Consider the following 21,317-nt stretch of genomic DNA (forward strand, 5'->3'; position numbering starts at 1 on the left):
GACGCAGCATGGCTCTATGTTTACCCTACTTAACTTCACCTACGTCTTTAACTATCGCATTTACTTGGACATTTACTTCCGCCTTGGCAAATACCTCTCCCCAACGATCCTCTACCTTCTTCCACGCTTCATATGTATGAGCACGTGCGAACAAACCAAACCCGATCGGATCGATTTGGTGCTTCTGAAATTTATCAATGAGTTCTTTCATCTGCTTGTCCAATTGAGTCTTGATCATCTTCTCCAGTTTCTTGCCTTCCTTATCTGCATCCAAAACGAATAACTTTTCCGTTATGAACAAAGGCAGATTCAACACGACATCAAAATGGAACTGATCTTGTGAATAAGTCACCTTCACTTTCCTTGTGAAATGCAGGATATAAAAAGTGACCGCGCCTTCGGAAAAAAGGTCGTCCCTGCTTTTTTCTGGCAATTGCACAGAAAACGAAAGACTTCCTTCTATTCCTCCTTGAAGCAATAGCAGAAGTTGATTTTCTGCGGTATTCAAATTCGCTACATATTTTCCTTTCTTATTCAGCAATGCGGTCCCCGTCGCGACAATTTCTCTATTTTTGCGTAATTGCGGCAAGTATGGTGTTATTCCCTTTTCATATATCTGAGTGTGCAGATTATGAAGTGTTGTCGCCGAAATCAGATTTCTCTCTTTCGCTGTATCAATGAGCGTAGCCACATGCAGTGGAAGCCTTCGTTTATTCAAGGGCTTGAAGAACATAATATCCTCGACAGGGCCATCAACAGCAATAACTTTCGCCAAAATATTCGATTTGGAATCTCTGAAACAAATGTCCAACATCTTGAGCCATCCCTCGTGCTCTAGAACGCGCGATCCAACAAGAATACTTTGGACTTTACCAGAACTTATAAGCGCTGAAACACGAGCATCCAACTCGTTTCTTGCTCCTCTCACGGTCGGGGAATATACCTTGGTTTGCTCATTTTTTTCCTTCGCTTCCTTGTTAAATACAGGACTTGAAGAATAAAAGACAAGATTATTGTCCTTGTCCAGATCAATACCCAGCATAAGAAGAAGAGAAATATCTTCCAAGTCAGTCCGATCATCACACCCTGGTAGTACCAACAGCACCACAATCAAGAGCAGGATTGCTCTTCGAACCCGCATCAATTCCGCCACCTCACTACCCAATTCTTCATGATAAGAAGTCCCCATAGAACAAAAGGAAGTAAGTACGCTACACCCACTCCAAGCTGATTAAAACGTGCGATCCAAATCTTACTTTCGTGCCAACTTAGATCCCAAAAGAAGGTGTATGCGATCATCCCTGCCAACAGAACGAGCATATGTGCGTTCGTTTTCCCTTTTGCAACCAATTGCTCCGTGCATTGCACGGCAATATGAAGAGCAGGAAACCACGTTTTACAAATGAGGAGTGTATACACAGATAAAAAAATAATATCGAATCTCTCCAGAAAACGAAATTCGATGATTTTAGCAGCGGAAAGCGGTGCTAGTTGATATTGGGTGATTTCATCCGGGCTGAAGACAACAAAACAAATGATCGTCACAAATAAGTAAACCGCAAGAGTTAGGGTATTAGCGATGACTACGTTGGCGGAAGCTGTTTTTTTATTCTCCAAATAAGGGTAAAAAAACATTATGCCTTCAAAACCCAAAAAGGAGAGGATCGTTGAGCTTACACTATGCCAGACTGGCATCCATCCCTCTTTTAGAACCGGAAGAAGATTTATCCAATTTGCCTCCTTAAATACATATAGCAGGATGAACGGCATCCAAATAGTGCTTAAAATCACGACTTCTGCGAAGCGTCCTAAACTTCGGACGCCTCCCTTTACGACCATAAAAGCTGGCACAACAAATAACAACATAAGCACATAAGTGTAAGATTGCTGCATAATCCAAGTTTTAATGAGTAGAGCCATTCGGCCAAAAATTAGATAGGCGAACAGAATCATGTAAACAGCAAAAATGATGGTCAAAAGGGTACCGGACCACTTGCCAAAGTAATGTCTCACCAGATGGACCACGGTCCCGCCAGGATATTTTTTCATGACCTGGATCATAGCTAGACTCGCCACAACTGAACATACCCAGCCACCGAAAATGGCGATCCACCCATCTGTACCACTAATTTCTGCCAAAGCGGATGGCATCGTTATCACGCCTACACCTACCTGCATCCCATGAATCAAAAAGATAAACTGCAAGCGTGTAATTTTGTTCTTTTCATAGGTATTCCCTGTCTGTGGCATTAGCTGTCATCACCTTTTGCCCGTTTTGAGATCATCTTCTTTTTCTGAAGAGTTCTAACGCTTTGGGGGCGCATAATCATCTTCCACAGTGGTAGACGTACGAAACCATCTTTCCAATCCCCTAGACGTATGGGGGCAAGCGGTGAAGTATAGGACTGGCCAAGTGATTTTAAATTAATTAGGTGCGCAATCAAAACCATGTACCCGGCTACGATCCCGACAATGCCGAAAATAGAGGCAATAATCATCATAGGAAATCGGATTAACCGAATGGAAGAGGCCATATCATAGTTAGGCAAGATGAAGGAGGCTACCGCCGTAGAGGCCACAATCACGACCATAAGGTTGCTGACGATACCTGCTTGAACAGCCGCTTGTCCGATGACGATCCCGCCCACAATGCCTACCGTCTGCCCTACGGGAGCTGGCAGTCGAATACCTGCCTCACGAAGCATTTCGAGCATAATTTCCATAATTAAGGCTTCGATAAGCGGCGGATATGGAACAACAGCTCTAAACTCACCGATAGATAAGATAAGATCTAGAGGAATTACTTCATGATTGAAAGAAATGCAGGCAATATAGATCCCCGGCAGGAAAGCGGCCACAAAACAGGCCAATATGCGCAGCAGCCGAAGGAAGGTCGCCACGGGCCAACGCATGCTGTAGTCATCAATGCCTTGAAAAAAGGAGACCAGGTTCATGGGTGCAACCAACACGCTGGACGAACGATCGAGCACAACGCAAATTCTCCCCTGCAAAATTTGGGAGGCCGCTGTATCGGGCCGTTCCGTCGTAATAAATTGCGGAAACAAGGAGAAGGAGTTATCCTCGATATATTCGGCTAGTTCTCCTGTATTTAATATACAGTCTACATTTAACCCCGTAATTCTGTTCTCCAGTTCCTGCAAAAACTCGGGCAACGCAACATCCTCTAAATATAGAAGTGAAACCTTGCTTTTTGCTCTTTGGCCTATATAATACTCCTTGATTTTCAACTCGGTGCTGCTAATATACCGGCGAATTAACGCAATATTTTGAGCGTCCGTTTCGACAAATCCTTGGTGAGCTCCTTTTAACGAGGCCTCGATCTGCGAATCTGTAATCGCCCTTTGCGGCCAGCCCTGCGTATCCATGGCATAGGCATGTGGCAGTCCATCAATGAAGAGGACGCTATACCCGTGCAAGATAGAGGTCTCTATTTGCTCCCATGTCGTTATCGTGCTCATAAGCCCAAGCGTTACAGGCAGTTCGCCTTCTGTTGTATCTGCTTGGTGAAACATGAGCTGACGCAAAACGTTGTTGTTGATCGCATTTTTATCGACTAGTCCGGACAGATACACAAGTGCCGCTTGGCTATCCGTTTGTTTATAAGTGAAAGTACGGACGACCAAATCTGGTGTTTTGTTAAACAGCGTCTGCAGTAACTTTACATTCTCTGTAAGAGTGGTATGCAGCGAATTGCTCCCTGGTGCAAAAGGAATGTTCTGCTCCGGTACGGCCGCTTGAATGAATATTCGGTTCGTCCAGCGAAATAATCGGCGAACAAAACTCATCATGTACACCCTCTTACCTCTTCCAATCTTGTCATCTCATTTTCCCTTGAATTTCCACGGATTATTCATGACTTTTTTTCTGGGCCAGAGACATCTAGCTTTTTTTCAATCAGACGTGTATAAAAAGTGGAAAAATTTCGGATGTTATAGGAGGAATGCGAGGTGAAACCATGTCTACCCACGAGGAATCCAGTTCAGAATATCCGCGGAAAATCCGCGACTTCCAAGTACTAAGCACAATGAAGCCAAGTGAATGGACGGAGATTGAACTCCACAACAGCCACAGGCAAATGAGCGACTTATCCCCTTGGCTTAATGAGCAGGGCACCCATATCCACAGTCAAATCATTCAGGAAATCGAACGTCGCGGCGTCTGACTTAGTAAACATAGATGTTGCTTTATTATCGGAATTCCTTCATAATGAAGAAGTTGAATCTACATAATTTTAGGAGGTATTTATACAATGGCACATCAACTACCAGCTCTTCCTTATGCGAACGATGCACTTGAGCCACACATCGATGCAAAAACGATGGAAATTCACCACGATCGTCACCATAACACTTACGTGACTAACTTGAATGCAGCTTTGGACAAGCATCCTGCTCTGCATGATAAATCCCTTAACGATTTGATCGCTGACCTGAACAGCCTTCCTGAAGATATTCGCACTGCTGTTCGCAACAACGGTGGCGGACACGCGAACCACTCCCTGTTCTGGGAAGTTATCGGACCAAATGCTGGCGGAGCACCTACTGGCGCGCTTGCAGCAGCTATCGAAAGCGAGCTTGGCGGTTTTGACAAATTCAAAGCTGACTTCGCTGCAGCAGCAACAACACGCTTTGGTTCCGGTTGGGCTTTCCTGGCTGTTGACAAAGCTGGCAAATTGAAAGTATACAGCTTGCCTAACCAAGACAGCCCGATCATGGAAGGCGAAACGCCAATCCTTGGTCTTGATGTTTGGGAGCACGCTTACTACCTGAACTACCAAAACAAACGTCCTGATTACATCGCAGCGTTCTGGAACGTTGTGAACTGGGCTGAAGTTGGCAAGCGTTACGACGCTGCAAAATAAGTTAGCCCTACAAGGAGCTGTCCATCGAGTAGATTTTTCTACTTGAGGGCAGCTCTTTTTTCATTTGAGCCTATGTGCAGTGGCCTAGGGACATCCTCGGACATCCTCCTTTGGGACTATTAATGGTGGAAATTGTTTACGGTTTTTCGGGAAAGTAGTACGATAACGGTAACCAATATTATCCTGAAATGAGTTGAGAGCCTGTGAAAACAATCGTCCCCCTACTTCAAAATGTTCCTCTTTTCCAAGAACTCTCACAAGCTGATTTATTAGGCATCGCCCCTTTATTTATTGAAAAAAAAGTAAAGAAAGGCAGCATTCTATTCTTGGAAGGCGATGCAGGCGAGGAGTTATTCCTTATCAAATCGGGTGTCGTCAAAATATATCGGTTGGATGAAGCCAAAGAAATCATTCTGGCTTTGTTTCGGGACGGGGATTTTTTTGGTGAGATGTCTCTGATCAGCGCAGGTCTTACCCGATCGGCAACCGCTGAAACGCTGGAAGCCTGCACACTTTATGCTCTGAAGCGCACTTCCTTCGTGCAATACATGGAAAAGAGCCCCAGGCTGTGCCTGAAGCTCTTGGAGACAACAATGGGGCGATTGCGTCAAGCCAATGACCAAATCTACGATCTGACGTTTCTTGGCGTGCGCTCACGCATTATTAAAACCATTATTCGCCTATCCGAACAGCATGGCATCCCTGCACAGGACGGCCTTCTGATTAATGTCAAGTTGACCCATCAGCAGCTAGCCAATATGGTGGGCACTGTCCGGGAGTCCGTTACCAAGGTGCTGCAAGAGCTCCAGGACGACGACCTCATACAAATTGATAAAAAGTTAATCACATTAAGAAATGTGGAAGCGATTAAAGCCGAAATTCGCTAATATTCGTGGATCAGGAAGCACCTACTCGTTGCTCTCCTGCCATTCTTTCATAATCCGAATGAACACATTCGGGAAAGCATACTGCTGCAGCTCATCCGGGCCTACCCAGCGATAATGGAACGGGATCCATTCTCCCCCGTTGGTTGGGTGGCTCAAGCTGGTGAGCTTGGCGCGAAATACTTTCATTTTCCAGACAATATGGCTGAAAATATGCTCCGTATCCATGAACCACTCGCCAGGCTGGATCATGATTTGTTCTTGGTCTGCAAGCGCTTTGCGCAGCATGTCCTTGTTCTCATCGTCAGAGAGCCATCCCTCCGGCTCCCACGTCACATGCGGCAGCTCCCACATACGGGCTAACAAACCTTCCTGCGGACGCTGTCTGATCAGCCATTTTCCTTCATTCTCACCCGTACCTTCGATCAAAGCCACTGCCCGCAGCTCAGGACGAGGCGGTTTGGCTTTCTTTTTGATAGGCAAGCCTTCTTCCATCCCGGCTTCACGCGCAGAGCAATGTGCCATGACGGGACACGTCAAACAGTGCGGCGACCGTGGCGTACAGACCATAGCCCCAAGCTCCATCAGCGCCTGATTAAAGTCGCTCGCCGTTCCTTCCAGGATGAGCTCGCGCGCCAGCTTCTCCATACGGGTCCGAGTTGCCGGCTTCATAATATCTTCTTCAATGAGAAAATAACGCGACAATACGCGCATGACATTACCGTCTACAGCCGGCTCCGGCTTATTGTAGGCGATGCTTAGCACCGCTCCAGACGTATAGGGACCGACACCTTTTAACGATGAAATCTCTTCTTTCGTCTGCGGAACGATGCCGCCATAACGCTCGTGCACTTCACGCACCGCAGTTTGAAGATTCCTTGCACGCGAATAATAGCCTAGTCCCTCCCAGGCTTTCAGGACATTCTCCTCAGGTGCAGTCGCCAGGGCTTCTACTGTTGGGAATTGATCAATAAACCGATGGAAATAAGGAATAACCGTATCCACTCGGGTTTGCTGCAGCATGACTTCGGAAATCCATATATAATAAGGGTTTTTACTTCTTCGCCATGGTAAATCACGTTTGTGCGTATGGTACCAATCCAGTAAGTTTTTGGAAAAATAAAGCATTTGTTCTTGACTGTACATGAGCTCTCCTTCTCTATAGGGCGCGTTCCAGTTATAATGAATGAATGGACATGAGTCCATTATACGAGAATTGCGGAACATAAAACTAGAGGTGAATGTATGCAAAACGAGAAGCAAGTACATAAAAGGAAATTATGGATCGGTGAAGCGCGTGCTCTCCTCCCTCTTCTCTTCATCTGGGGCGCGGAGTGGATGTTCAGTGCGCTTATGGATATTGCGATCTATTGGCGCGACCTGGACTGGTTAAAACAAGCCGCCCTCCTTACCGCTGTCGTAGCGAGCTTAGTGCAGCTGTGGAGCCTGCGGAAGGATTTCCGCGCTGACGGAGAGGGCTTACAGGACCAAAGCGGCTGGGGGCATCCGGCTCTGCTGCTGCTGCCAGGCGTGATGCTGATTGCCGCTATCGCTTTGCTTGAGGCCATTGGCGCTATCGGGCCTTTATTCGTCCCTGTGCTGCGAGCTTTCATTCTCGCAATCGGATTTGTGCAGTTCGGGCTGCTGCTCGGCAGACCTTTGATTTATTTGGGACTGTGGCTGTTCGCCTTGTCCGCCGTGATGGGTGTCTGGTATTTGGGCTACTCCGCCGTCATCCTCGAGGGCATGGGTGGTATCAGCCTCGTCGTATGCGGATATATGCTGCGCGTTTGGGGGCGGCAGAGCTAGGAAAGTGTAAGGCATACATTCAGCGGCAAATAGGAGGACACTCACTATGAGGCAAAACAAAGAAACCATGCTGCGCACAGCATGGCGACGGAGCATCGGCGCACTCGTCCTTGGGCCGATGGTGCTCGCATTAGCTGCATGCGGCGGGGCTTCCGGTGGCGAAGCCACACCGAAGCCTCCGGCTGCCACCGCAGCAAGCGAGAGCAACCCTGCGTTCGTGAAAGCGCAGGAGCTCTTCACAGCGAACAAGTGCATCAGCTGCCACGGCGTTGATCTGGCTGGCAGGGCCGGCGCCAAGACCAATTTGCAAAAAGTCGGCAGCCAAATGACCAAAGAACAGATCGCGAGCCAGATCAAAAACGGAGGCGGCGGCATGCCCGCTTACAGCACTAAGTTGTCCGAGGATGAAATCGGACAGCTGAGCGATTGGCTCAGCTCCAAAAAATAGCAGCCTTAGAGCTGCTCTACAATCGCATAGGCGGCAGCCATCGATTCCGTATGCGTGATGCTGATATGGATGCGTAGGCTGCCTATTAAGCCTGCCCGCTGCAGCGCTTCCTCGCGCACGTGGCATATCGGCTTGCCCAGTCCATCGGGCAGCACCTCCACATCCTGAAAGCCAATCTGCTTGCCGATACCGCAGCCGATCGCTTTGACAATCGCTTCCTTGGCCGCAAAACGGCCGGAAGCAAACTCCGCTAACCGCCCTCGGCGCTTTTGCGCAAGCTCTCTCTCCTGAGGCGTCAAAATCCGCTCCAGAAACCTTTCACCCGCTGAACCTTCCAGCATCTTGCGCACTCGCGCAATTTCCAATAAATCCGTTCCGACGCCAATAATCATCGCTCGTGAGCACCACTTTTCTGCTGCGTTTTGCGTCCACTGTACACGATTCATTCTTCACGGTCAAGGGGCTGTTTGCATGCAGAGTGCTTTTTGAAACGACTTCTAGTTACTTCCAGGTAAGTAAGTTACCCTATTTTCAGTTCTTATGCCAAGCAGGAACTAGGCGTATACTGGACATAGATAAAAAGCTGGGAGGCCTACATAAATGAGAATAATGCCACTTGAAAAACGTGGAATATCGAACAGCCGAATTGCTTTTGGATGTATGGGCATTGGCGGGGACTGGACGGCAGCACCCTTGACCAAAGAAGATTATATCGTTGCCGAGAAAGCTGTAGAAGCTGCGCTTTCCATTGGCATCACCATGTTTGATCATGCCGATATTTATAAAAGAGGAAAGTCGGAAATTGTTTTCGGCGAAGTCCTGAAGAAAAGACCTGATCTTCGCGATCAAATCATCCTTCAATCCAAGGTGGGCATTCGTTTCCAGGATGATGTGAATCCACAGCGATTTGATTTCAGCAAAAATCACATGATTCCCGCAGTCGATGGCATTCTAAGCCGTCTTGGCGTGGAGCATCTGGATGTTTTGCTGCTTCATCGTCCAGATCCGCTTATGGAACCGGAAGAGATCGCCGAAGCATTTAATCTTTTGCGTTCTGCCGGCAAAGTGCGTCACTTCGGCGTCTCCAATATGACCGCTGCACAAATGCGCTTCATTCAAAATTCCTTGCCGGAGCCGCTTGTGGTCAACCAGCTGGAATTGAGCTTGGCTCGCCTGGACTGGATTGAACAAGGTATCCTTGTCAATCAAAAAGCCGGCGTAGGCGTCAATTTCGCCGATGGCATCCTGGAGCACTGCCAGATGGCGGACATCCAAATTCAGGCTTGGGGCCCGCTGGCGAAGGGGATCTTCTCCGGCAAAGTGTTGGAGGATGCGCCGGAAAACATCGTAAAAACGGCAGCCCTCGTTAAGCAACTGGCTGCCGAGAAAGAAACAAGCTTGGAAGCCGTCGTACTTGGCTGGTTAATGAAGCACCCGGCCCGCATTCAGCCGGTTATCGGCACTTCATCTGTCGAGCGTATACACGCTTGCCAAGATGCGGTCCGCGTATCCGAAAATATGACACGCGAAGAGTGGTATACGCTGCTCGAAAGCTCACGCGGCGTGCGCGTTCCTTAGGTTCGGCACTCACTCGCCCCTGAACATACAAACAACCCCCGACCTGACAAGGCCGGGGGTTTTGATTAACGGGATTAAATACCCGGAATCGGAATACGTTTATGCTCCGTTTTGAGATATTGCTTCTCCAGCTTCTCTTGGACAGCCGGATCAATTTGCTTGCCTTCCAAGTAGTCGCTGTTATCGCCGTATGTAATACCAAGCTCGTTCTCATCCGTCTGGCCATCCCAGAGACCTGCGGTCGGGGCTTTGTCCAGCACGCTTTGCGGAACGCCCAGCTTCGCTGCAAGAGCTCGCACTTGCCGCTTATTCAGCGTGCTAAGCGGTGTAATGTCGACGGCACCGTCGCCATATTTCGTAAAGAACCCGGTAATCGCTTCGGAGGCATGGTCTGTGCCCACAACGATTAAGCCAAGTTCAAAAGCAAGAGCATACTGCATCACCATGCGTGTCCGCGCTTTGATGTTGCCTTTGCCGCCACGGCTCACATGCTGGTGAACGCCGATATGCTTGAGCCCGTATTCGACTTCAATGGCAATTTCGTCGACCGCTTCTTCAATATTGTTCTCGATTTGATATTTCAAATCGAATGCTTTGGCCACCGCGTAGCTATCTTCGATATCTACTTGTTGACCGTAGGGTTGAAACACGCCGACCGTCTTGTACTCGGTGCCTTTTTCCGCAGTCAGCTCGTCCGTTGCCTGCTTGCACAACCCTGTCGCTACAGCGCTATCGATTCCGCCGCTGATTGCGATCAGCAGGCCATTCGCTTTCGCGCCAAGCACATAATTTTTCAGAAAGTCCACACGTTTGCGGATTTCTTCGTCAATATCAATTTCCGGCTTAACGCCAAGCTTCGCGATAATTTCTGCTTGCAAACTCATGCCTCTCTCCACCTTTTCTATCGTATAAAATCCAACCTTCTTTGAAATCTAGTATAGACTTTCAACCCCAAAATTTCAAAGAATAATCGCATTTTTCTGCCCATAAAAAGGAAAAGACCCGCCATGCATCAGCTGCAATAGCGAGTCGTTATTCCTTACTTGCAATATTGATTGAAAGCACCGATCAAATCGCCTGCGATCATGTCAGCGGAACGGTCTTCAATTTGGTGACGTTGGATGAAGTGAGCAAGCTCACCATTCTTGAACAATGCGATGGATGGGGATGATGGCGGGTATGGTGCCAAATATTCACGAGCCTTCGCTGTTGCATCCTTCTCTTGACCTGCGAACACAGTGTATGTGTACGTTGGCAGTGTATCATTTTGAAGCGCTTTGGCTACCCCAGGACGACATTGACCTGCTGCGCATCCGCAAACGGAATTGATAACCAGCAGCATGGTGCCGTCTTTGGACTTCTCCATCACTTCGTCCACTTGCTCCGGAGTCAGAAGCTCCGTAATTCCCAGACGAGTCAAATCTTCCCTCATCGGTTTAACCATATCTTTCATGTAAGAATCAAAAGACATTGCCATATGTTCCACCCCTTAGGATTTAATAGTTACTCTCAAAACGTAATCGTTACAACTTATATTATACATCCGTTGGCGGTGAATGCAAAGTACCTATAGCTGACTTCTAAAACAAATGGAAATAAAGCGAAAGCTATTAAGCTTCCGCCTCATCCTTTTTCCTCGTACTAGAAGCCTCTCCCGGCTCAAATGAAACATCTTTATCCGGATGCGTGAAAATCCCGCTTTGGGGCACGATGCCCTTTTCGAAATAATCGCGATTCTCGGCGCTTTGAAAGCCAATGTCCTTATACGGGTGAACCCATTCATCGCCTGCCATGACTTCAGGATCGGTCTCAGCCGTCCACTGCTCCAGCGGGGAGTTGTCTGATTCATACTCATGATCGCCGATGACGACACCATGTTCGTTCACGAACGCCTCACGCGGACCGCGCCCCTGCTCAAATTGCGGGAGAAAATCGATCTCGAAAGGATCGAGATTGTTTTGGTCTTGAGCGGCTTGGGCTGCCTTTTTCGGATCCTTGCTCATGTCGATGGCCGGTTGGGTCCGTCCAGTTTTTTGTCTACAAAGCCCTCTTTCCCTGCACCTGATTGCGACTTCTCGCGTTCTTTGTTTTGCTGTTCTTGTTGGATTTGGGTCTTGGAATCGTTTTGACTCATTGCACTCAGCTCCCTTCTGCCAGTATTATGTGCCAAAGCAGGTAGAAGCATTCCAATCACGAGCATGAAAAGAAAGATCAGCTGTGCCATGCTTAAATAAAGCAGTTCCGGCTTCGCAGCAGCAAAAAAACTAGCCAACATCCCTACCGCGCCTCCGTACATCAGTGAGTACTTCAGTAGAATCCCGTTCCCGTAGCGATTTCTACGCCCCTCATATCCAATCTGCCAAATAAGCAGAGGAAGAAGCAGCAGAGACACATAGGCGTGAAAAGGATGAAAACGCGATATCGTACCTTCTACGCTGATGCCCCACGGCCATGTAGTCGGCAATCCGTATGCCGGGACCAACGCACAGTATACAAATACGGCTGCAGTCAGACCAGTAGCCAGTATATCTAGAAAAACGTACAGCGATATCCGCTGTTTTCTTATTTGAACGTACATATAAACAGCAGCCAATAGAAGTCCAAGCATGATTTCTGTGCTAGAGCCTACTACCATAAGAAGTTTCAATGGACTTGTCCAGAGTAACGAGGGTTGTGTGACGATAACGCCAAGCTTCCATGCGATGAGTACGATGATTGCACCAGCAAAAACGATATCATCAATCGGCTTAGTCATCGTAGCCTCTTCCCGACTGCTTAATTGCCGCGCTGCTCTCCGAATCAACCATAAGCCTACTGCGCAAGCCAAAAGGACCGCTACCAGTTTCCCTTGCAGCTGTAAGGGTCCTAACTGAAATACATCCGGCATTCTTATCGCCTCCCTCTCTCCATTACTTCCATCGTAACGAGAGGAGACGCGATGTGCAACTATCAAGGCTCCAAGAACTGAAAGGTAAAGGAAGATTTCTGCAACTTGTCAAAACGGAAGCCAGCAGCCTTCAGCTTGCGGATCACGACGGGCAGCGCCTCTAAAGTCGTGGTCTTATACGTATTATCGTGCATCAGTACGATAATACGCTTCTTCCCTTTGCTTGCACTCAGCACAGAATCGATGATCATATCTTTATCCTGCACGGGGGCAGCAGCATCCGTCGAGCTAACGTTCCAGTCGAAATACTGGTAACCTTGCTCTTTAACCTTGGCCGTCACCTTACTCATAACTCCCCTGCCGCCGGATTTACGGCTCACTTGATTGTTCGAACCGCCTGGAAACCTTAGAATCTCAGGTCGAAATCCGACCGTTTCTTCCAGAAGTCGATCCAACCTGCTTGCATCTTTGATGAAAGCTTCAGGCGATTTATAAATACGGTTATAATCGTGCGAATACGTATGATTCCCAAGTGCGTGTCCTTCCGCTGCAATTTCTTTATAGAGCGATTTTCCCTCGCTCGTTTCTGTGCCTATGACGAAGAAGGTTGCGGTTACCCCATTGGTTTTTAAAATATGTAAAATCTTCCTTGTGCTATTTGACGGACCGTCATCAAAGGTCAAATAGGCGATTTTATTCCCTACAGGAGGTGGACTGTGATGTGGGGGGCCGGAATAAAAACGCCTCGTCTCCACAGCTGTTATTTCTTTGTCATCACCCGCCGGAGCAGATGGGCTCACCTCTGATACCTCACTCACTATTTTTCCGGATAACTGTTTAGGTACTTGCGCCGCTTGCTCCGTATGTATCTGATCGGTCCCACACCCTGCCACACTGACGCTAATCATTAACCCTATTAAATAAATGCCCGCTCGCCGTTTCTGATCACCCATGGATGCTCCCCCTTTTCGTGCGTTTCCTGTGCCACTTTAGTATGGCTATCCGCTCATTCGACATTAAATCCAATATTTCCCGGGAAATCCGACAGGAACAGCCCGTCTCCCCCTTGAATAAGTGAGTTTTGGCAGCAAGCTTCGTCGTTTTATGAGAACATAAAAAAAGACCATCCACAGGTCAATTTCAACCTAAGGATGGTCCTTTCCTTACAAACCGCTTACTCAGCAGCGCTTCCGTTTAATTTCTCTCTTAGCAGGTTCATCTGCTCATCAACCTTTGCTTGCTTCGCAACATCAACAGGCGTGTAGCTGCCAACCGTACCAGCGGGTACATATGGCTTGCGTGCGATTTCCGCTTCAACTTCCAGTTGAATGATTTTCTCTTCCATGCGTTGGAAGCCACGGGATGCGTTGCCGCTCTCGATTACGCCGTTGTAGGAAACTTGCGCCATTTGTTTTTTCGCTTTGGCAAGCTGAGCACGGGATACAAGCTCGTTGCGTTTGTTGCGCATTTTGTAGAACTCATCTTTCATTTCATGAAGCTGTTGTGTCAGCTCATCGGCATGTGCTTTGGCAGAAGCATATAAATCTGTGTACTCCACAATTTTATCTTCATGGTACAATTTTTCTTCAACCGCTTGGCGAGCGATGCCTTCTTGACCGTTTTTGATTGCTGCGGAAGCTTTCGCTTCACGATCAGCTACTAGACGAACGGACTCCTCAAGGCGCTGTTTCAATTTGCGCTCACTTGCAATTTGTCGAGCTACTGTCACTTCCGCCTGCGCAATTTCCTGCTCCATATCGCGCAGATACTGATTCAACATGACGATCGGATCCTCGATTTTATCCAATACCTCGTGAATTGATGCTTTTGTCATATCCTTCATTCTTGTAAATACTCCCATGGTTTACACGTCTCCTTTTTTAATATCAATTGGTTGTTGTTGTTCAAAACGAGCGACTTTGGCTCTAAGTTCTTCCACTTCTCTTTGCAAAGCTTTCTTCTCGATATCTTTCATCATTTCATCAATGTTATTAGTTTTGCTTGCCTCGTATGGTGCGTTGTAGCCTGCATGATGCGGTGGCACGTGACCAGAGTGCGGCTTGTGTGCCGTTGTGTTCCATCCACCGTTGTACGGAGGGCGGGCATACGAGCCGGCATAAGGATCAAAAGGCGGATGGTCGTAACCAGGCTCCTTCGGAATCACAATAGCGGCGATAAAGTAGATGAAAATGACCGTTCCGCCTGTGAAAAATGTTGTGATAACCACTAGCAGTCTTAGTAATGTAGCATCAACGTTCATAGCTTCGGCGAGTCCGCCGCAAAGACCGGTTACTTTTTTATCTCTTCGTGAGCGGTATATTTTGCTCATGATTGTCTGCTCCCTCCTGATTCAGCCTATTCCGCAGTGCCTCAAGCTCCGCGTCTACAGCCGGATTTCCCGCACCGTAGTAGCTTTCTCGGCTCATACGTCGTACATCTCGGAGCGTTCTTGCATGAAGCTCCATATCGGATACGCGCTCTTCCAAGCGGCCGAACATCCGTGGTGACGCATCCTGCGACACGCTGCTGCGAGCATGCAATCTCTGCTGCAAGCGAGCGGATTCCATTCGGGCCAGGTAGTAGCTGCGTTTATCTGCCACTTCTTTATAATCTGCTTTGAGCTGCTGCAGCTCCTCATCCAAGTCCAGGATGGATTGCTTGGCTTGCTCATACAATTCGCGATATTGCTCGCTTTTCTCCTCAGCTTGCAGCTTCTCTTGAAGCACAATCCGTGCCATATGTTCTTCGCCGGCCTTCAAAGCCAGGAGCGCTTGCTGCTCGCGCTTCTCTTTGGTTTCTAACGCCGTCAAATATTGCTGCCTTAGCGAAGCTGCGTGAGTGACGCATTGCTGGTACAGCCTCTCGGATTGTTGAAGCTGTTCGCGCTGAGCAACTAAGTATTGGTCGATCAAGCGAACCGGATCTTCGGACCGTTCCAAATGTTCATTCAGGGATGCTACGGTAATGTCTCTCATACGCCTCAATAGGCTCATCTCTCATACCACCTTTTCCACTCTGTTTTGCCATCCTATTTACACGGTTCTTCTTGTCAACATCGAAACCCCGTAACCAATCAATCCAATCGCCAGAAGAATAATGATCCAGCCGGCTAATTTGCCAACCAGGATAACACCGCCGATTCCTGCAATAAGCCAACCGAATTTATTGCCGTTCTGAATGCCAATATATCCTAGACCGACCATACCAATCGGAATCAGGTATCCCATCACCGAACCGATAAAGGGTCCCATGTGAAGTCCTAACTTGTTAAGCAGAATCAGTGCGCCGAATGCGATTAGCAGAGCGGCTAAGCCTGTATTTCTTTTCATGATTTCGTCACCGCCTTTCGTCATGTGCTGTGCTCTTGTTCATGTCTTTATTCTAGGTAAAATCGAGCCTTTCCAAAACGGACCGCGGACGGTATTTCATACTAGACCTTAGTCGGGGCGCATCTACGACCTCTGTTCAGACCGGAAATATTGCGGTGGCAGATAGGCTGCCGTGTACATACAATAACAAGTGAGTGGGAAGGGGGCCGAACCAATGCCTTCAGTGGTCTATGGCGGTGTCAAAATTCTAAGTGTGAACTCGGGTTCGAATGTCCAGTTTGGGGATACCGCATTAATACGGCTGTCGAGTAACTCCAAGATCTATGCGGGCGCCAACTCATTTTCCCCGGGGGATAGCTTCGGAAGTGTCCAGAATGTCCTAAACGGCAGTGCCAATACGAGTGATCCGGATCTCATTGATACGAATACGAATAATGTGGTGTAACGCAAAATGAACCCGGGAACAAATTCCCGGGTTCATTTCCAATTAAGCCGCTGCCCTGCGCAACAAGCCATATGCTGCCAGCAAATAAACAGCAACTAACGGCACCATCCACCAAAATAGCTCCAGATAATGTTGACCGATCCATGAAAAGATACTTCCCCACAGCCCGAATTGGGATAATAACATGGATCCTCCTGTACCTATCAGAAGCGCAACAACGAAAAAGATTAACATACCTAACACTCCGAAACGCCTATGAATGCTGGAAGTGGCAAACCCCAGAAAGTACATTTGCAGCAGGAGAATCAAATAAATACCGAAAACTGCGATGGGTGAAGTATCTCCCAAAAAAGCAATTTTGAAAATATGCAAACGAACTCCCCAACCACCGGTACTTTCTTCAATAAGTGACAAAATCACGAGCAGCGCCGCTGTACAAATACTGTAGAGGAAAGTTGTTAAAGCTGTTCCTACGAAGTAATCCTTTCTACGGATGCTGAGTCCCAAAGCAAAAGGGAATGTATCTTTGAGTGTCACGGCGCCTGAAACTAATGCGTAAATGAATATTGAAGCAAGGCCGCCTGTATTCATTGTCTCTTCCTCATTCAGGGATAACGCAATGAAAAAACTGATAACAAAATTCAAGCCAAGAATCATCCATGGGACGAATAACCACGACATTTTATTCCGCATATGAAGCTTAATCACATTACTTACCCGATTCATATCCGCTCAGTCCCCTTCCCCACAAGTGGTGTACGTGTCAGATGCACAATGAGCTGCTGCAGTGATACCGGCGCAAACTCCAGCCCCAGCGACTCCGCTTCTCTCCGATCGTGATCCGTTAAAGCGCCCAGAATTGTGGCCGTTGCAGCAGCACCAATGTACTGACGCTCTAGCACTTCCTTGCCTCTTGAGAACGCGTCTATCGCCGTAGCCAACCCAGATACTGTGCAAGCGCGGCCACGCAGCGCATCCGCATCTTCATCGAGGATCAACTGACCATTATCAATGACCAAAATATGTTCAAGCAGACGGCTTACTTCGTCGATCAAATGCGTAGACAGGATCACCGTACGCGGATACTCCGCATAATCCTCCAGCAAGCGGTCATAAAATAAAGCTCTTGCTACGGCGTCCAAGCCTAAATACGGCTCATCAAATATAGTTAACGGTGCGCGGCTGGCCAAACCAACCACAATTCCAACAGAGGAAAGCATCCCTCTGGACAACTTCTTCACTCTTCTTTTCAAAGGCAATCGAAAATCTTCAATCAATGACTTAGCATACGCATCGTCCCAATCCGGATAAAGTGTTCTGGCAATCTCCATCACATCTGCAACACGATAACCCTCCGGATATTTCTGGCTTTCCTTGATGAAGCAGATTTGATTCAAAACACGGTTATTTTCATAGGGATCTTCGCCAAATACCTTCAACTCGCCGCTGGTAGCAAACTGCTGGGCTGAAAGAATATGCATGATCGTGGTTTTCCCCGCACCGTTTCTACCCAGTAAACCATAGATTTTATTTACTTCTACCTTGAAGGTGACATGATCAACCGCGGTTACGTTCCCATAAGACTTCGTTAACCCGTTTACTTCCACAATGTGGGTCATCACACTTTCCCTCCTCTTCGCACCATTTCAGTTAGCTGTTCCACCGTAATCCCTAGCTTTTCAGCTTCTTTCACCATCGCCACAACATACTGTTCATAAAATAATTCTTTTCTCTTCTCCATCAGCTTCGTCCGCGCTCCCTCCGCTACAAACATGCCAATCCCGCGTTTCTTATACAAAATACCTTGGTCCACCAACAAATTAACGCCTTTCGCCGCGGTCGCCGGATTAATTTGATAAAAAGCTGCGAATTGATTCGTAGAAGGCACCTGCGATTCTTCCGGCATTCTTGCTTCAATAATGTCATCTTCAATCCGTTCCGCGATCTGCACAAAAATCGGGCGGCTATCGTCCATCGTCAAACCCATTTCCTCACCACCACATTGGTTAATTACTCATGTAATTAACCATACAACCAAAGGACTCTATTGTCAACAGGCATTGCGTATTTTGGGCACCCTTTCAAACATAAATCCCCTCCAAACTGGGAATACCACTAGAACAAACTGTCATTCACTACTCCCATGAAAGGTAATCCGCCTATGTTTTTATCTAAAATGCGTCTAACTCTCGCTGCCCTGCTGCTCATATCCGTACCTGTCACCGCCTATAGTGCGGAGTCAAGGACACAAGACGTGCAGCGTGCAAACTACCTAGCCGAAAACCAAATAAATGAGGCTCCCTCTGCCTTGCAGGGAGCCCCGCTATTTTCCTTCTCCGTGCTTAGCGATACTCATATCGTGAACACGGATCAAGTGTCCCAGATGCTGCTCAGTCGCGCGCTGGCCGATCACCACAAGCTGCGTCCGGAGAGCAAGCTGCTTGTGCTCAACGGCGACCTGACGGGCGGCACCGAAGGCGACTATCGCAGCTTGATGGGGCTGCTCAGCAGCCAGCCGCATGCCCCTGTGCACGCGACCATGGGCAACCACGACTACTACGGTGTATGGCGTACGCCGGAGGGTGGCATGGATACATCGAAGATGAATCCTGCCTGGTCCAGCAAACAAGCGGTCGCCTTATTCGACCGCATGTGGGGCTACGATAAGCCGTATCACGAGCTTATCGTGGAGGGCTACCGCTTCCTCTTCCTTAGCGGGGAAGCGTATCGTGACGTGAACGCCTCCTATAAGGAGGATGCGTTCCTCTCGGCCGAGCAGCTCGCCTGGCTGCGCGATCGGCTTACCGTCGCGGGCACGGCGGATGCCGGCAAGCCCGTGTTTGTGTTCCTCCATCAGCCGCTGCCGCAGACGCTGGATGGTACAGACCGTGAGCTGGGCGTCGTCCAGCACGCGGAACTGCGGGCGCTGCTGGATGAGCACCCGAATGTTATTTTGTTCAGCGGCCATACCCACTGGAACCTGGAGACGACCAACCAAATCAAGCAGCTGAAGTTTCTGGCCGCTTCCAGCGCTTCCATCCGCGAGGTATGGAACGCTCAGAACGAACCGGAGACGATTGGCGTCAGCCAGAGTCTCATCGTGGACGTCTACAAGGACCGCGTGGTTATCATGCGTCGTGAGCATACGACGAAGCGCTGGATTGAACCTTCCATCGCGAAAGGCTACGACGTCAAATAAAAAAAGCCGCACTCCTATGTCCCGAATAACGGGAAAGGAGTGCGGCTTTTTAATCGATTAGTTCGTTGTTGCCGGAGCTGCTTCCTCTTTGGAAGGCTTGCCTTTAGGGCCAACGAAGCCTTTTTGCTCGACTTGTTTTTTGATGCCATCTGTCATGCTGTCTTTGATTTTGCTGATAAGATCATCTTCGCTGATGCCTTTGGCAGAAGCCACGTCAGTAATGGATTTTCCTGCTTCCAGCTCCGTTCTCAGCTCTTCTTGGGTGATGCCTAGGATCTGTGTCAGTGCTTCAGGGTTGCCGAACATTCCAAAACCAGGACCTCCGGGACCACGGTGATCGCCTCTGCCTTCAGGTCCGCCTTCCGGACGAGTGCTTTGCACTTGTTTCGTAACACGGTCGGAAAGATCAGCTAGCATTTTATCCGCTTGCTCCTGTGTCAGCTTGCCAGCTGTAACTTCAGTGTTAATCGCTGTTGTCTCAGCCGCGACTAACTTCGCCACGAAGTCCGCTTCTGTTAGGCCTTTTTCAACTGCAAATGCTGATAAAGTCTTGCCTGCCTTTAAAGCTTCTTGCACAGCGCTTGGTTCAACGCTAAGGATGGTAGCCGTTTCCTCAAGAAGTTTGTCGCCACCATGTCCTTTTCCACCGCGGTCGCCGCCCGGGAAACCACCCGGGAAACCGCCTCCGAAGCCGCCTTTGAACCCTGTTCCATCGATTTGCTTCGTTAATTGGTCAGAGAGACCGGCAACAATTTTGTCCGCTTGCTCTTGTGTCAATTTACCCGCCGTTACTTGATCCGTGATGAATGTTGTTTCCGCTGCAACCAGCTTTTGCAAGTAGTCTTCTTTCGTCAGACCTTTCTCCTCTGCGAATGCAGCCAATGTTTTGCCTGCTTTCAATGCCTCTTGCACAGCGCTTTCCTCAACACCTAAGATGGTTGCTGTTTCTTTCACCACATTCCCGCCGCGGAAGCCGCCGCGATCTCCGAAACCTTTTCCTCCTTTGCCAAAGCCTGCTTTTTGAGTCATATCGTTTGCGGAAGGGCTTATCGTATCTGCATATGCTTGATTATGTAGGGCTCCAACAAAACCGACACCAAGTACAAAAGAAGCGATCAATGAACCTGTAAGAATTTTTCTGGAGATATTTTTCATCGTGTGTTCCACCTTTTCTTTCAATTATTTTTTTGTTTGTTCCTTACAAAACCTAGTATAGATGCCTTACCTGAATTGGATCTGAGTAGTAACTGAATGTTGGTTGAGAAGTATCTGAGAATTGGCTGAAAAAGGAAACTAGTCTCACGTAGGCTCATTGGGTGAAAAAGTGCATGGATAGACTCCGTGGGGAACCACAGGGCGTTATTCTGCCTGGAATCTGTGTTTGCGCTAGTCAAAGGGAACTAGAGGGCGCTATTTTAGCGATATCGGCTTGTAGGTAAGCTTTTGAGGGGAAATAGAGCCCTGTAGTTCCTTCAAAAACTGAAATGAGCCTTTTGGGCTCAATTAAGACCCTGTAGTTCCCTTCGGTTCAAGTGCGGGGCTGCTGGCGGCGAGGGCGAGGTTCTGGTTCTGGTTCTGGTTCTGGTTCTGGTGCGAACGGGATTGGGGACTGGAGGAGGTGCGGGAGAGTGGGCGTTATGGAGGGCTGATGGGTGAGCGGCTATTGGTGGGATTCAGGTACTTTCACTAGCTGGCCACTTTTGGTGGGATTCTGATACTTTACTAGCTGGCTACTTTGGTGGGGTTCAGATACTTTAACTAGTTAACTACTATTGGAGTGTTCATGTTACTACAACCATCAGATCACCACTTCTGAGCATTGCTGTGTGCTAAAGGACTGAGTGGGGCTATTTGCC

General features: G+C 48.3%; 26 protein-coding genes. 8 read left to right on the forward strand and 18 right to left on the reverse strand.

Going from position 1 to position 21,317, the window contains the following annotated elements; all coding sequences use genetic code 11:
* Positions 1 to 25: 25 nt before the first annotated feature.
* Genes RQP52_RS28170 through RQP52_RS28180 form a run of 3 tightly spaced genes read right to left on the reverse strand, consistent with a single transcriptional unit; the run spans position 26 to position 3,806 of the window.
* Entirely contained in the window at positions 26 to 1,141 is a 1,116-nt protein-coding gene (locus RQP52_RS28170) for a Ger(x)C family spore germination protein (RefSeq protein WP_315954932.1), read from the reverse strand.
* The gene (locus RQP52_RS28175; protein WP_315954933.1) at positions 1,141 to 2,250 is read right to left on the reverse strand and encodes a GerAB/ArcD/ProY family transporter; all 1,110 of its coding nucleotides are present in this window, start codon (positions 2,248 to 2,250) and stop codon (positions 1,141 to 1,143) included. The genes RQP52_RS28170 and RQP52_RS28175 overlap by 1 nt, the downstream gene beginning before the upstream one ends.
* Positions 2,250 to 3,806, reverse strand: a complete 1,557-nt coding sequence (locus RQP52_RS28180) for a spore germination protein (RefSeq protein WP_315954934.1) — start codon at positions 3,804 to 3,806, stop codon at positions 2,250 to 2,252. Before RQP52_RS28180 ends, RQP52_RS28175 begins: the two co-directional genes overlap by 1 nt.
* A gap of 155 nt (positions 3,807 to 3,961) precedes the next feature.
* Between RQP52_RS28180 and RQP52_RS28185 the strand changes: the two genes are divergently transcribed.
* The 3 genes from RQP52_RS28185 to RQP52_RS28195 all read left to right on the forward strand — a co-directional run bounded on the left by RQP52_RS28185 (position 3,962) and on the right by RQP52_RS28195 (position 5,769).
* Positions 3,962 to 4,183 (forward strand): hypothetical protein, encoded by a 222-nt coding sequence (locus RQP52_RS28185; protein WP_315954935.1) that lies wholly within the window; start codon positions 3,962 to 3,964, stop codon positions 4,181 to 4,183.
* Between the two features lie 87 nt (positions 4,184 to 4,270).
* A complete protein-coding gene (locus tag RQP52_RS28190) occupies positions 4,271 to 4,882 on the forward strand; it encodes a superoxide dismutase (RefSeq protein ID WP_127455033.1) in 612 nt (203 codons plus the stop codon).
* Positions 4,883 to 5,085: 203 nt separating this feature from the next.
* Positions 5,086 to 5,769, forward strand: coding sequence for a Crp/Fnr family transcriptional regulator (locus RQP52_RS28195; protein WP_315954936.1), 684 nt, complete (start codon positions 5,086 to 5,088; stop codon positions 5,767 to 5,769).
* Between the two features lie 21 nt (positions 5,770 to 5,790).
* Here the strand turns inward: RQP52_RS28195 and mutY are convergent, their stop codons facing one another.
* Complete coding sequence (mutY, locus tag RQP52_RS28200) at positions 5,791 to 6,912, reverse strand: A/G-specific adenine glycosylase (protein WP_315954937.1); 1,122 nt, start codon at positions 6,910 to 6,912, stop codon at positions 5,791 to 5,793.
* A gap of 99 nt (positions 6,913 to 7,011) precedes the next feature.
* Between mutY and RQP52_RS28205 the strand changes: the two genes are divergently transcribed.
* Positions 7,012 to 7,575: a hypothetical protein gene (locus RQP52_RS28205; RefSeq protein WP_315954938.1), complete on the forward strand. Its 564-nt coding sequence runs from the start codon at positions 7,012 to 7,014 to the stop codon at positions 7,573 to 7,575.
* Between the two features lie 118 nt (positions 7,576 to 7,693).
* Complete coding sequence (locus tag RQP52_RS28210) at positions 7,694 to 8,023, forward strand: c-type cytochrome (RefSeq protein ID WP_315954939.1); 330 nt, start codon at positions 7,694 to 7,696, stop codon at positions 8,021 to 8,023.
* A gap of 5 nt (positions 8,024 to 8,028) precedes the next feature.
* On the opposite strand, the gene acpS is transcribed toward RQP52_RS28210, so the two are convergent.
* On the reverse strand, positions 8,029 to 8,415 hold the full coding sequence (gene acpS / locus RQP52_RS28215; RefSeq protein WP_315955117.1) for a holo-ACP synthase: 387 nt from the start codon (positions 8,413 to 8,415) through the stop codon (positions 8,029 to 8,031).
* A 208-nt stretch (positions 8,416 to 8,623) separates the two neighbouring features.
* Here acpS and RQP52_RS28220 point away from each other — a divergent pair, with 208 nt between their 5' ends.
* Positions 8,624 to 9,601, forward strand: a complete 978-nt coding sequence (locus RQP52_RS28220) for an aldo/keto reductase (RefSeq protein ID WP_315954940.1) — start codon at positions 8,624 to 8,626, stop codon at positions 9,599 to 9,601.
* Between the two features lie 74 nt (positions 9,602 to 9,675).
* On the opposite strand, the gene nadE is transcribed toward RQP52_RS28220, so the two are convergent.
* From nadE to RQP52_RS28265, 9 genes are all read right to left on the reverse strand, one after another.
* Positions 9,676 to 10,485: an ammonia-dependent NAD(+) synthetase gene (nadE, locus tag RQP52_RS28225; protein WP_127455021.1), complete on the reverse strand. Its 810-nt coding sequence runs from the start codon at positions 10,483 to 10,485 to the stop codon at positions 9,676 to 9,678.
* A gap of 155 nt (positions 10,486 to 10,640) precedes the next feature.
* The gene (locus RQP52_RS28230) at positions 10,641 to 11,078 is read right to left on the reverse strand and encodes a BrxA/BrxB family bacilliredoxin (RefSeq protein ID WP_315954941.1); all 438 of its coding nucleotides are present in this window, start codon (positions 11,076 to 11,078) and stop codon (positions 10,641 to 10,643) included.
* A 133-nt stretch (positions 11,079 to 11,211) separates the two neighbouring features.
* Positions 11,212 to 11,604, reverse strand: coding sequence for a DUF3905 domain-containing protein (locus RQP52_RS28235; protein ID WP_315954942.1), 393 nt, complete (start codon positions 11,602 to 11,604; stop codon positions 11,212 to 11,214).
* Positions 11,601 to 12,488 (reverse strand): prolipoprotein diacylglyceryl transferase family protein, encoded by an 888-nt coding sequence (locus RQP52_RS28240; protein ID WP_315954943.1) that lies wholly within the window; start codon positions 12,486 to 12,488, stop codon positions 11,601 to 11,603. The genes RQP52_RS28235 and RQP52_RS28240 overlap by 4 nt, the downstream gene beginning before the upstream one ends.
* A gap of 62 nt (positions 12,489 to 12,550) precedes the next feature.
* The gene (locus RQP52_RS28245) at positions 12,551 to 13,441 is read right to left on the reverse strand and encodes a polysaccharide deacetylase family protein (protein WP_315954944.1); all 891 of its coding nucleotides are present in this window, start codon (positions 13,439 to 13,441) and stop codon (positions 12,551 to 12,553) included.
* 221 nt (positions 13,442 to 13,662) lie between these two features.
* On the reverse strand, positions 13,663 to 14,349 hold the full coding sequence (locus tag RQP52_RS28250; RefSeq protein ID WP_315954945.1) for a PspA/IM30 family protein: 687 nt from the start codon (positions 14,347 to 14,349) through the stop codon (positions 13,663 to 13,665).
* 3 nt (positions 14,350 to 14,352) lie between these two features.
* Complete coding sequence (locus tag RQP52_RS28255) at positions 14,353 to 14,817, reverse strand: PspC domain-containing protein (protein ID WP_315954946.1); 465 nt, start codon at positions 14,815 to 14,817, stop codon at positions 14,353 to 14,355.
* Positions 14,786 to 15,481, reverse strand: coding sequence for a PspA/IM30 family protein (locus RQP52_RS28260; protein WP_315954947.1), 696 nt, complete (start codon positions 15,479 to 15,481; stop codon positions 14,786 to 14,788). Before RQP52_RS28260 ends, RQP52_RS28255 begins: the two co-directional genes overlap by 32 nt.
* A 39-nt stretch (positions 15,482 to 15,520) precedes the next feature.
* Positions 15,521 to 15,841, reverse strand: a complete 321-nt coding sequence (locus RQP52_RS28265; RefSeq protein WP_315954948.1) for a LiaF transmembrane domain-containing protein — start codon at positions 15,839 to 15,841, stop codon at positions 15,521 to 15,523.
* 190 nt (positions 15,842 to 16,031) lie between these two features.
* Between RQP52_RS28265 and RQP52_RS28270 the strand changes: the two genes are divergently transcribed.
* A complete protein-coding gene (locus RQP52_RS28270; RefSeq protein WP_127458720.1) occupies positions 16,032 to 16,262 on the forward strand; it encodes a spore germination protein in 231 nt (76 codons plus the stop codon).
* A 42-nt stretch (positions 16,263 to 16,304) separates the two neighbouring features.
* Here the strand turns inward: RQP52_RS28270 and RQP52_RS28275 are convergent, their stop codons facing one another.
* Genes RQP52_RS28275 through RQP52_RS28285 form a run of 3 tightly spaced genes read right to left on the reverse strand, consistent with a single transcriptional unit; the run spans position 16,305 to position 18,249 of the window.
* Positions 16,305 to 16,988, reverse strand: coding sequence for a hypothetical protein (locus tag RQP52_RS28275; RefSeq protein ID WP_315954949.1), 684 nt, complete (start codon positions 16,986 to 16,988; stop codon positions 16,305 to 16,307).
* Positions 16,985 to 17,881: an ABC transporter ATP-binding protein gene (locus tag RQP52_RS28280; RefSeq protein WP_315954950.1), complete on the reverse strand. Its 897-nt coding sequence runs from the start codon at positions 17,879 to 17,881 to the stop codon at positions 16,985 to 16,987. The genes RQP52_RS28275 and RQP52_RS28280 overlap by 4 nt, the downstream gene beginning before the upstream one ends.
* Entirely contained in the window at positions 17,881 to 18,249 is a 369-nt protein-coding gene (locus tag RQP52_RS28285; protein ID WP_127458717.1) for a GntR family transcriptional regulator, read from the reverse strand. Before RQP52_RS28285 ends, RQP52_RS28280 begins: the two co-directional genes overlap by 1 nt.
* 156 nt (positions 18,250 to 18,405) lie before the next feature.
* On the opposite strand from RQP52_RS28285, the gene RQP52_RS28290 reads away from it, so the two are divergent.
* Positions 18,406 to 19,461 (forward strand): metallophosphoesterase family protein, encoded by a 1,056-nt coding sequence (locus RQP52_RS28290; RefSeq protein ID WP_315954951.1) that lies wholly within the window; start codon positions 18,406 to 18,408, stop codon positions 19,459 to 19,461.
* Between the two features lie 57 nt (positions 19,462 to 19,518).
* Here the strand turns inward: RQP52_RS28290 and RQP52_RS28295 are convergent, their stop codons facing one another.
* Positions 19,519 to 20,616 (reverse strand): hypothetical protein, encoded by a 1,098-nt coding sequence (locus RQP52_RS28295; protein ID WP_315954952.1) that lies wholly within the window; start codon positions 20,614 to 20,616, stop codon positions 19,519 to 19,521.
* Positions 20,617 to 21,317: the final 701 nt, after the last annotated feature.

Source organism: Paenibacillus violae (assembly GCF_032461945.1).
Taxonomy (GTDB): Bacteria; Bacillota; Bacilli; order Paenibacillales; family NBRC-103111; genus Paenibacillus_E; species Paenibacillus_E violae.

Excerpts from the sequence above, each read along its gene's own strand:
- RQP52_RS28170 (WP_315954932.1), bottom strand. The coding sequence starts at position 1,141 with ATGCGGGTTCGAAGAGCAATCCTGCTCTTGATTGTGGTGCTGTTGGTA.
- RQP52_RS28175 (WP_315954933.1), bottom strand. The coding sequence starts at position 2,250 with ATGCCACAGACAGGGAATACCTATGAAAAGAACAAAATTACACGCTTG.
- RQP52_RS28180 (WP_315954934.1), bottom strand. The coding sequence starts at position 3,806 with ATGAGTTTTGTTCGCCGATTATTTCGCTGGACGAACCGAATATTCATT.
- RQP52_RS28185 (WP_315954935.1), top strand. The coding sequence starts at position 3,962 with ATGCGAGGTGAAACCATGTCTACCCACGAGGAATCCAGTTCAGAATAT.
- RQP52_RS28190 (WP_127455033.1), top strand. The coding sequence starts at position 4,271 with ATGGCACATCAACTACCAGCTCTTCCTTATGCGAACGATGCACTTGAG.
- mutY (WP_315954937.1), bottom strand. The coding sequence starts at position 6,912 with ATGTACAGTCAAGAACAAATGCTTTATTTTTCCAAAAACTTACTGGAT.
- RQP52_RS28205 (WP_315954938.1), top strand. The coding sequence starts at position 7,012 with ATGCAAAACGAGAAGCAAGTACATAAAAGGAAATTATGGATCGGTGAA.
- RQP52_RS28210 (WP_315954939.1), top strand. The coding sequence starts at position 7,694 with ATGGTGCTCGCATTAGCTGCATGCGGCGGGGCTTCCGGTGGCGAAGCC.
- acpS (WP_315955117.1), bottom strand. The coding sequence starts at position 8,415 with ATGATTATTGGCGTCGGAACGGATTTATTGGAAATTGCGCGAGTGCGC.
- RQP52_RS28220 (WP_315954940.1), top strand. The coding sequence starts at position 8,624 with ATGAGAATAATGCCACTTGAAAAACGTGGAATATCGAACAGCCGAATT.
- nadE (WP_127455021.1), bottom strand. The coding sequence starts at position 10,485 with ATGAGTTTGCAAGCAGAAATTATCGCGAAGCTTGGCGTTAAGCCGGAA.
- RQP52_RS28230 (WP_315954941.1), bottom strand. The coding sequence starts at position 11,078 with ATGGCAATGTCTTTTGATTCTTACATGAAAGATATGGTTAAACCGATG.
- RQP52_RS28235 (WP_315954942.1), bottom strand. The coding sequence starts at position 11,604 with ATGAGCAAGGATCCGAAAAAGGCAGCCCAAGCCGCTCAAGACCAAAAC.
- RQP52_RS28240 (WP_315954943.1), bottom strand. The coding sequence starts at position 12,488 with ATGCCGGATGTATTTCAGTTAGGACCCTTACAGCTGCAAGGGAAACTG.
- RQP52_RS28245 (WP_315954944.1), bottom strand. The coding sequence starts at position 13,441 with ATGGGTGATCAGAAACGGCGAGCGGGCATTTATTTAATAGGGTTAATG.
- RQP52_RS28250 (WP_315954945.1), bottom strand. The coding sequence starts at position 14,349 with ATGGGAGTATTTACAAGAATGAAGGATATGACAAAAGCATCAATTCAC.
- RQP52_RS28255 (WP_315954946.1), bottom strand. The coding sequence starts at position 14,817 with ATGAGCAAAATATACCGCTCACGAAGAGATAAAAAAGTAACCGGTCTT.
- RQP52_RS28260 (WP_315954947.1), bottom strand. The coding sequence starts at position 15,481 with ATGAGCCTATTGAGGCGTATGAGAGACATTACCGTAGCATCCCTGAAT.
- RQP52_RS28265 (WP_315954948.1), bottom strand. The coding sequence starts at position 15,841 with ATGACGAAAGGCGGTGACGAAATCATGAAAAGAAATACAGGCTTAGCC.
- RQP52_RS28270 (WP_127458720.1), top strand. The coding sequence starts at position 16,032 with ATGCCTTCAGTGGTCTATGGCGGTGTCAAAATTCTAAGTGTGAACTCG.
- RQP52_RS28275 (WP_315954949.1), bottom strand. The coding sequence starts at position 16,988 with ATGAATCGGGTAAGTAATGTGATTAAGCTTCATATGCGGAATAAAATG.
- RQP52_RS28280 (WP_315954950.1), bottom strand. The coding sequence starts at position 17,881 with ATGACCCACATTGTGGAAGTAAACGGGTTAACGAAGTCTTATGGGAAC.
- RQP52_RS28285 (WP_127458717.1), bottom strand. The coding sequence starts at position 18,249 with ATGGGTTTGACGATGGACGATAGCCGCCCGATTTTTGTGCAGATCGCG.
- RQP52_RS28290 (WP_315954951.1), top strand. The coding sequence starts at position 18,406 with ATGAAAGGTAATCCGCCTATGTTTTTATCTAAAATGCGTCTAACTCTC.
- RQP52_RS28295 (WP_315954952.1), bottom strand. The coding sequence starts at position 20,616 with ATGAAAAATATCTCCAGAAAAATTCTTACAGGTTCATTGATCGCTTCT.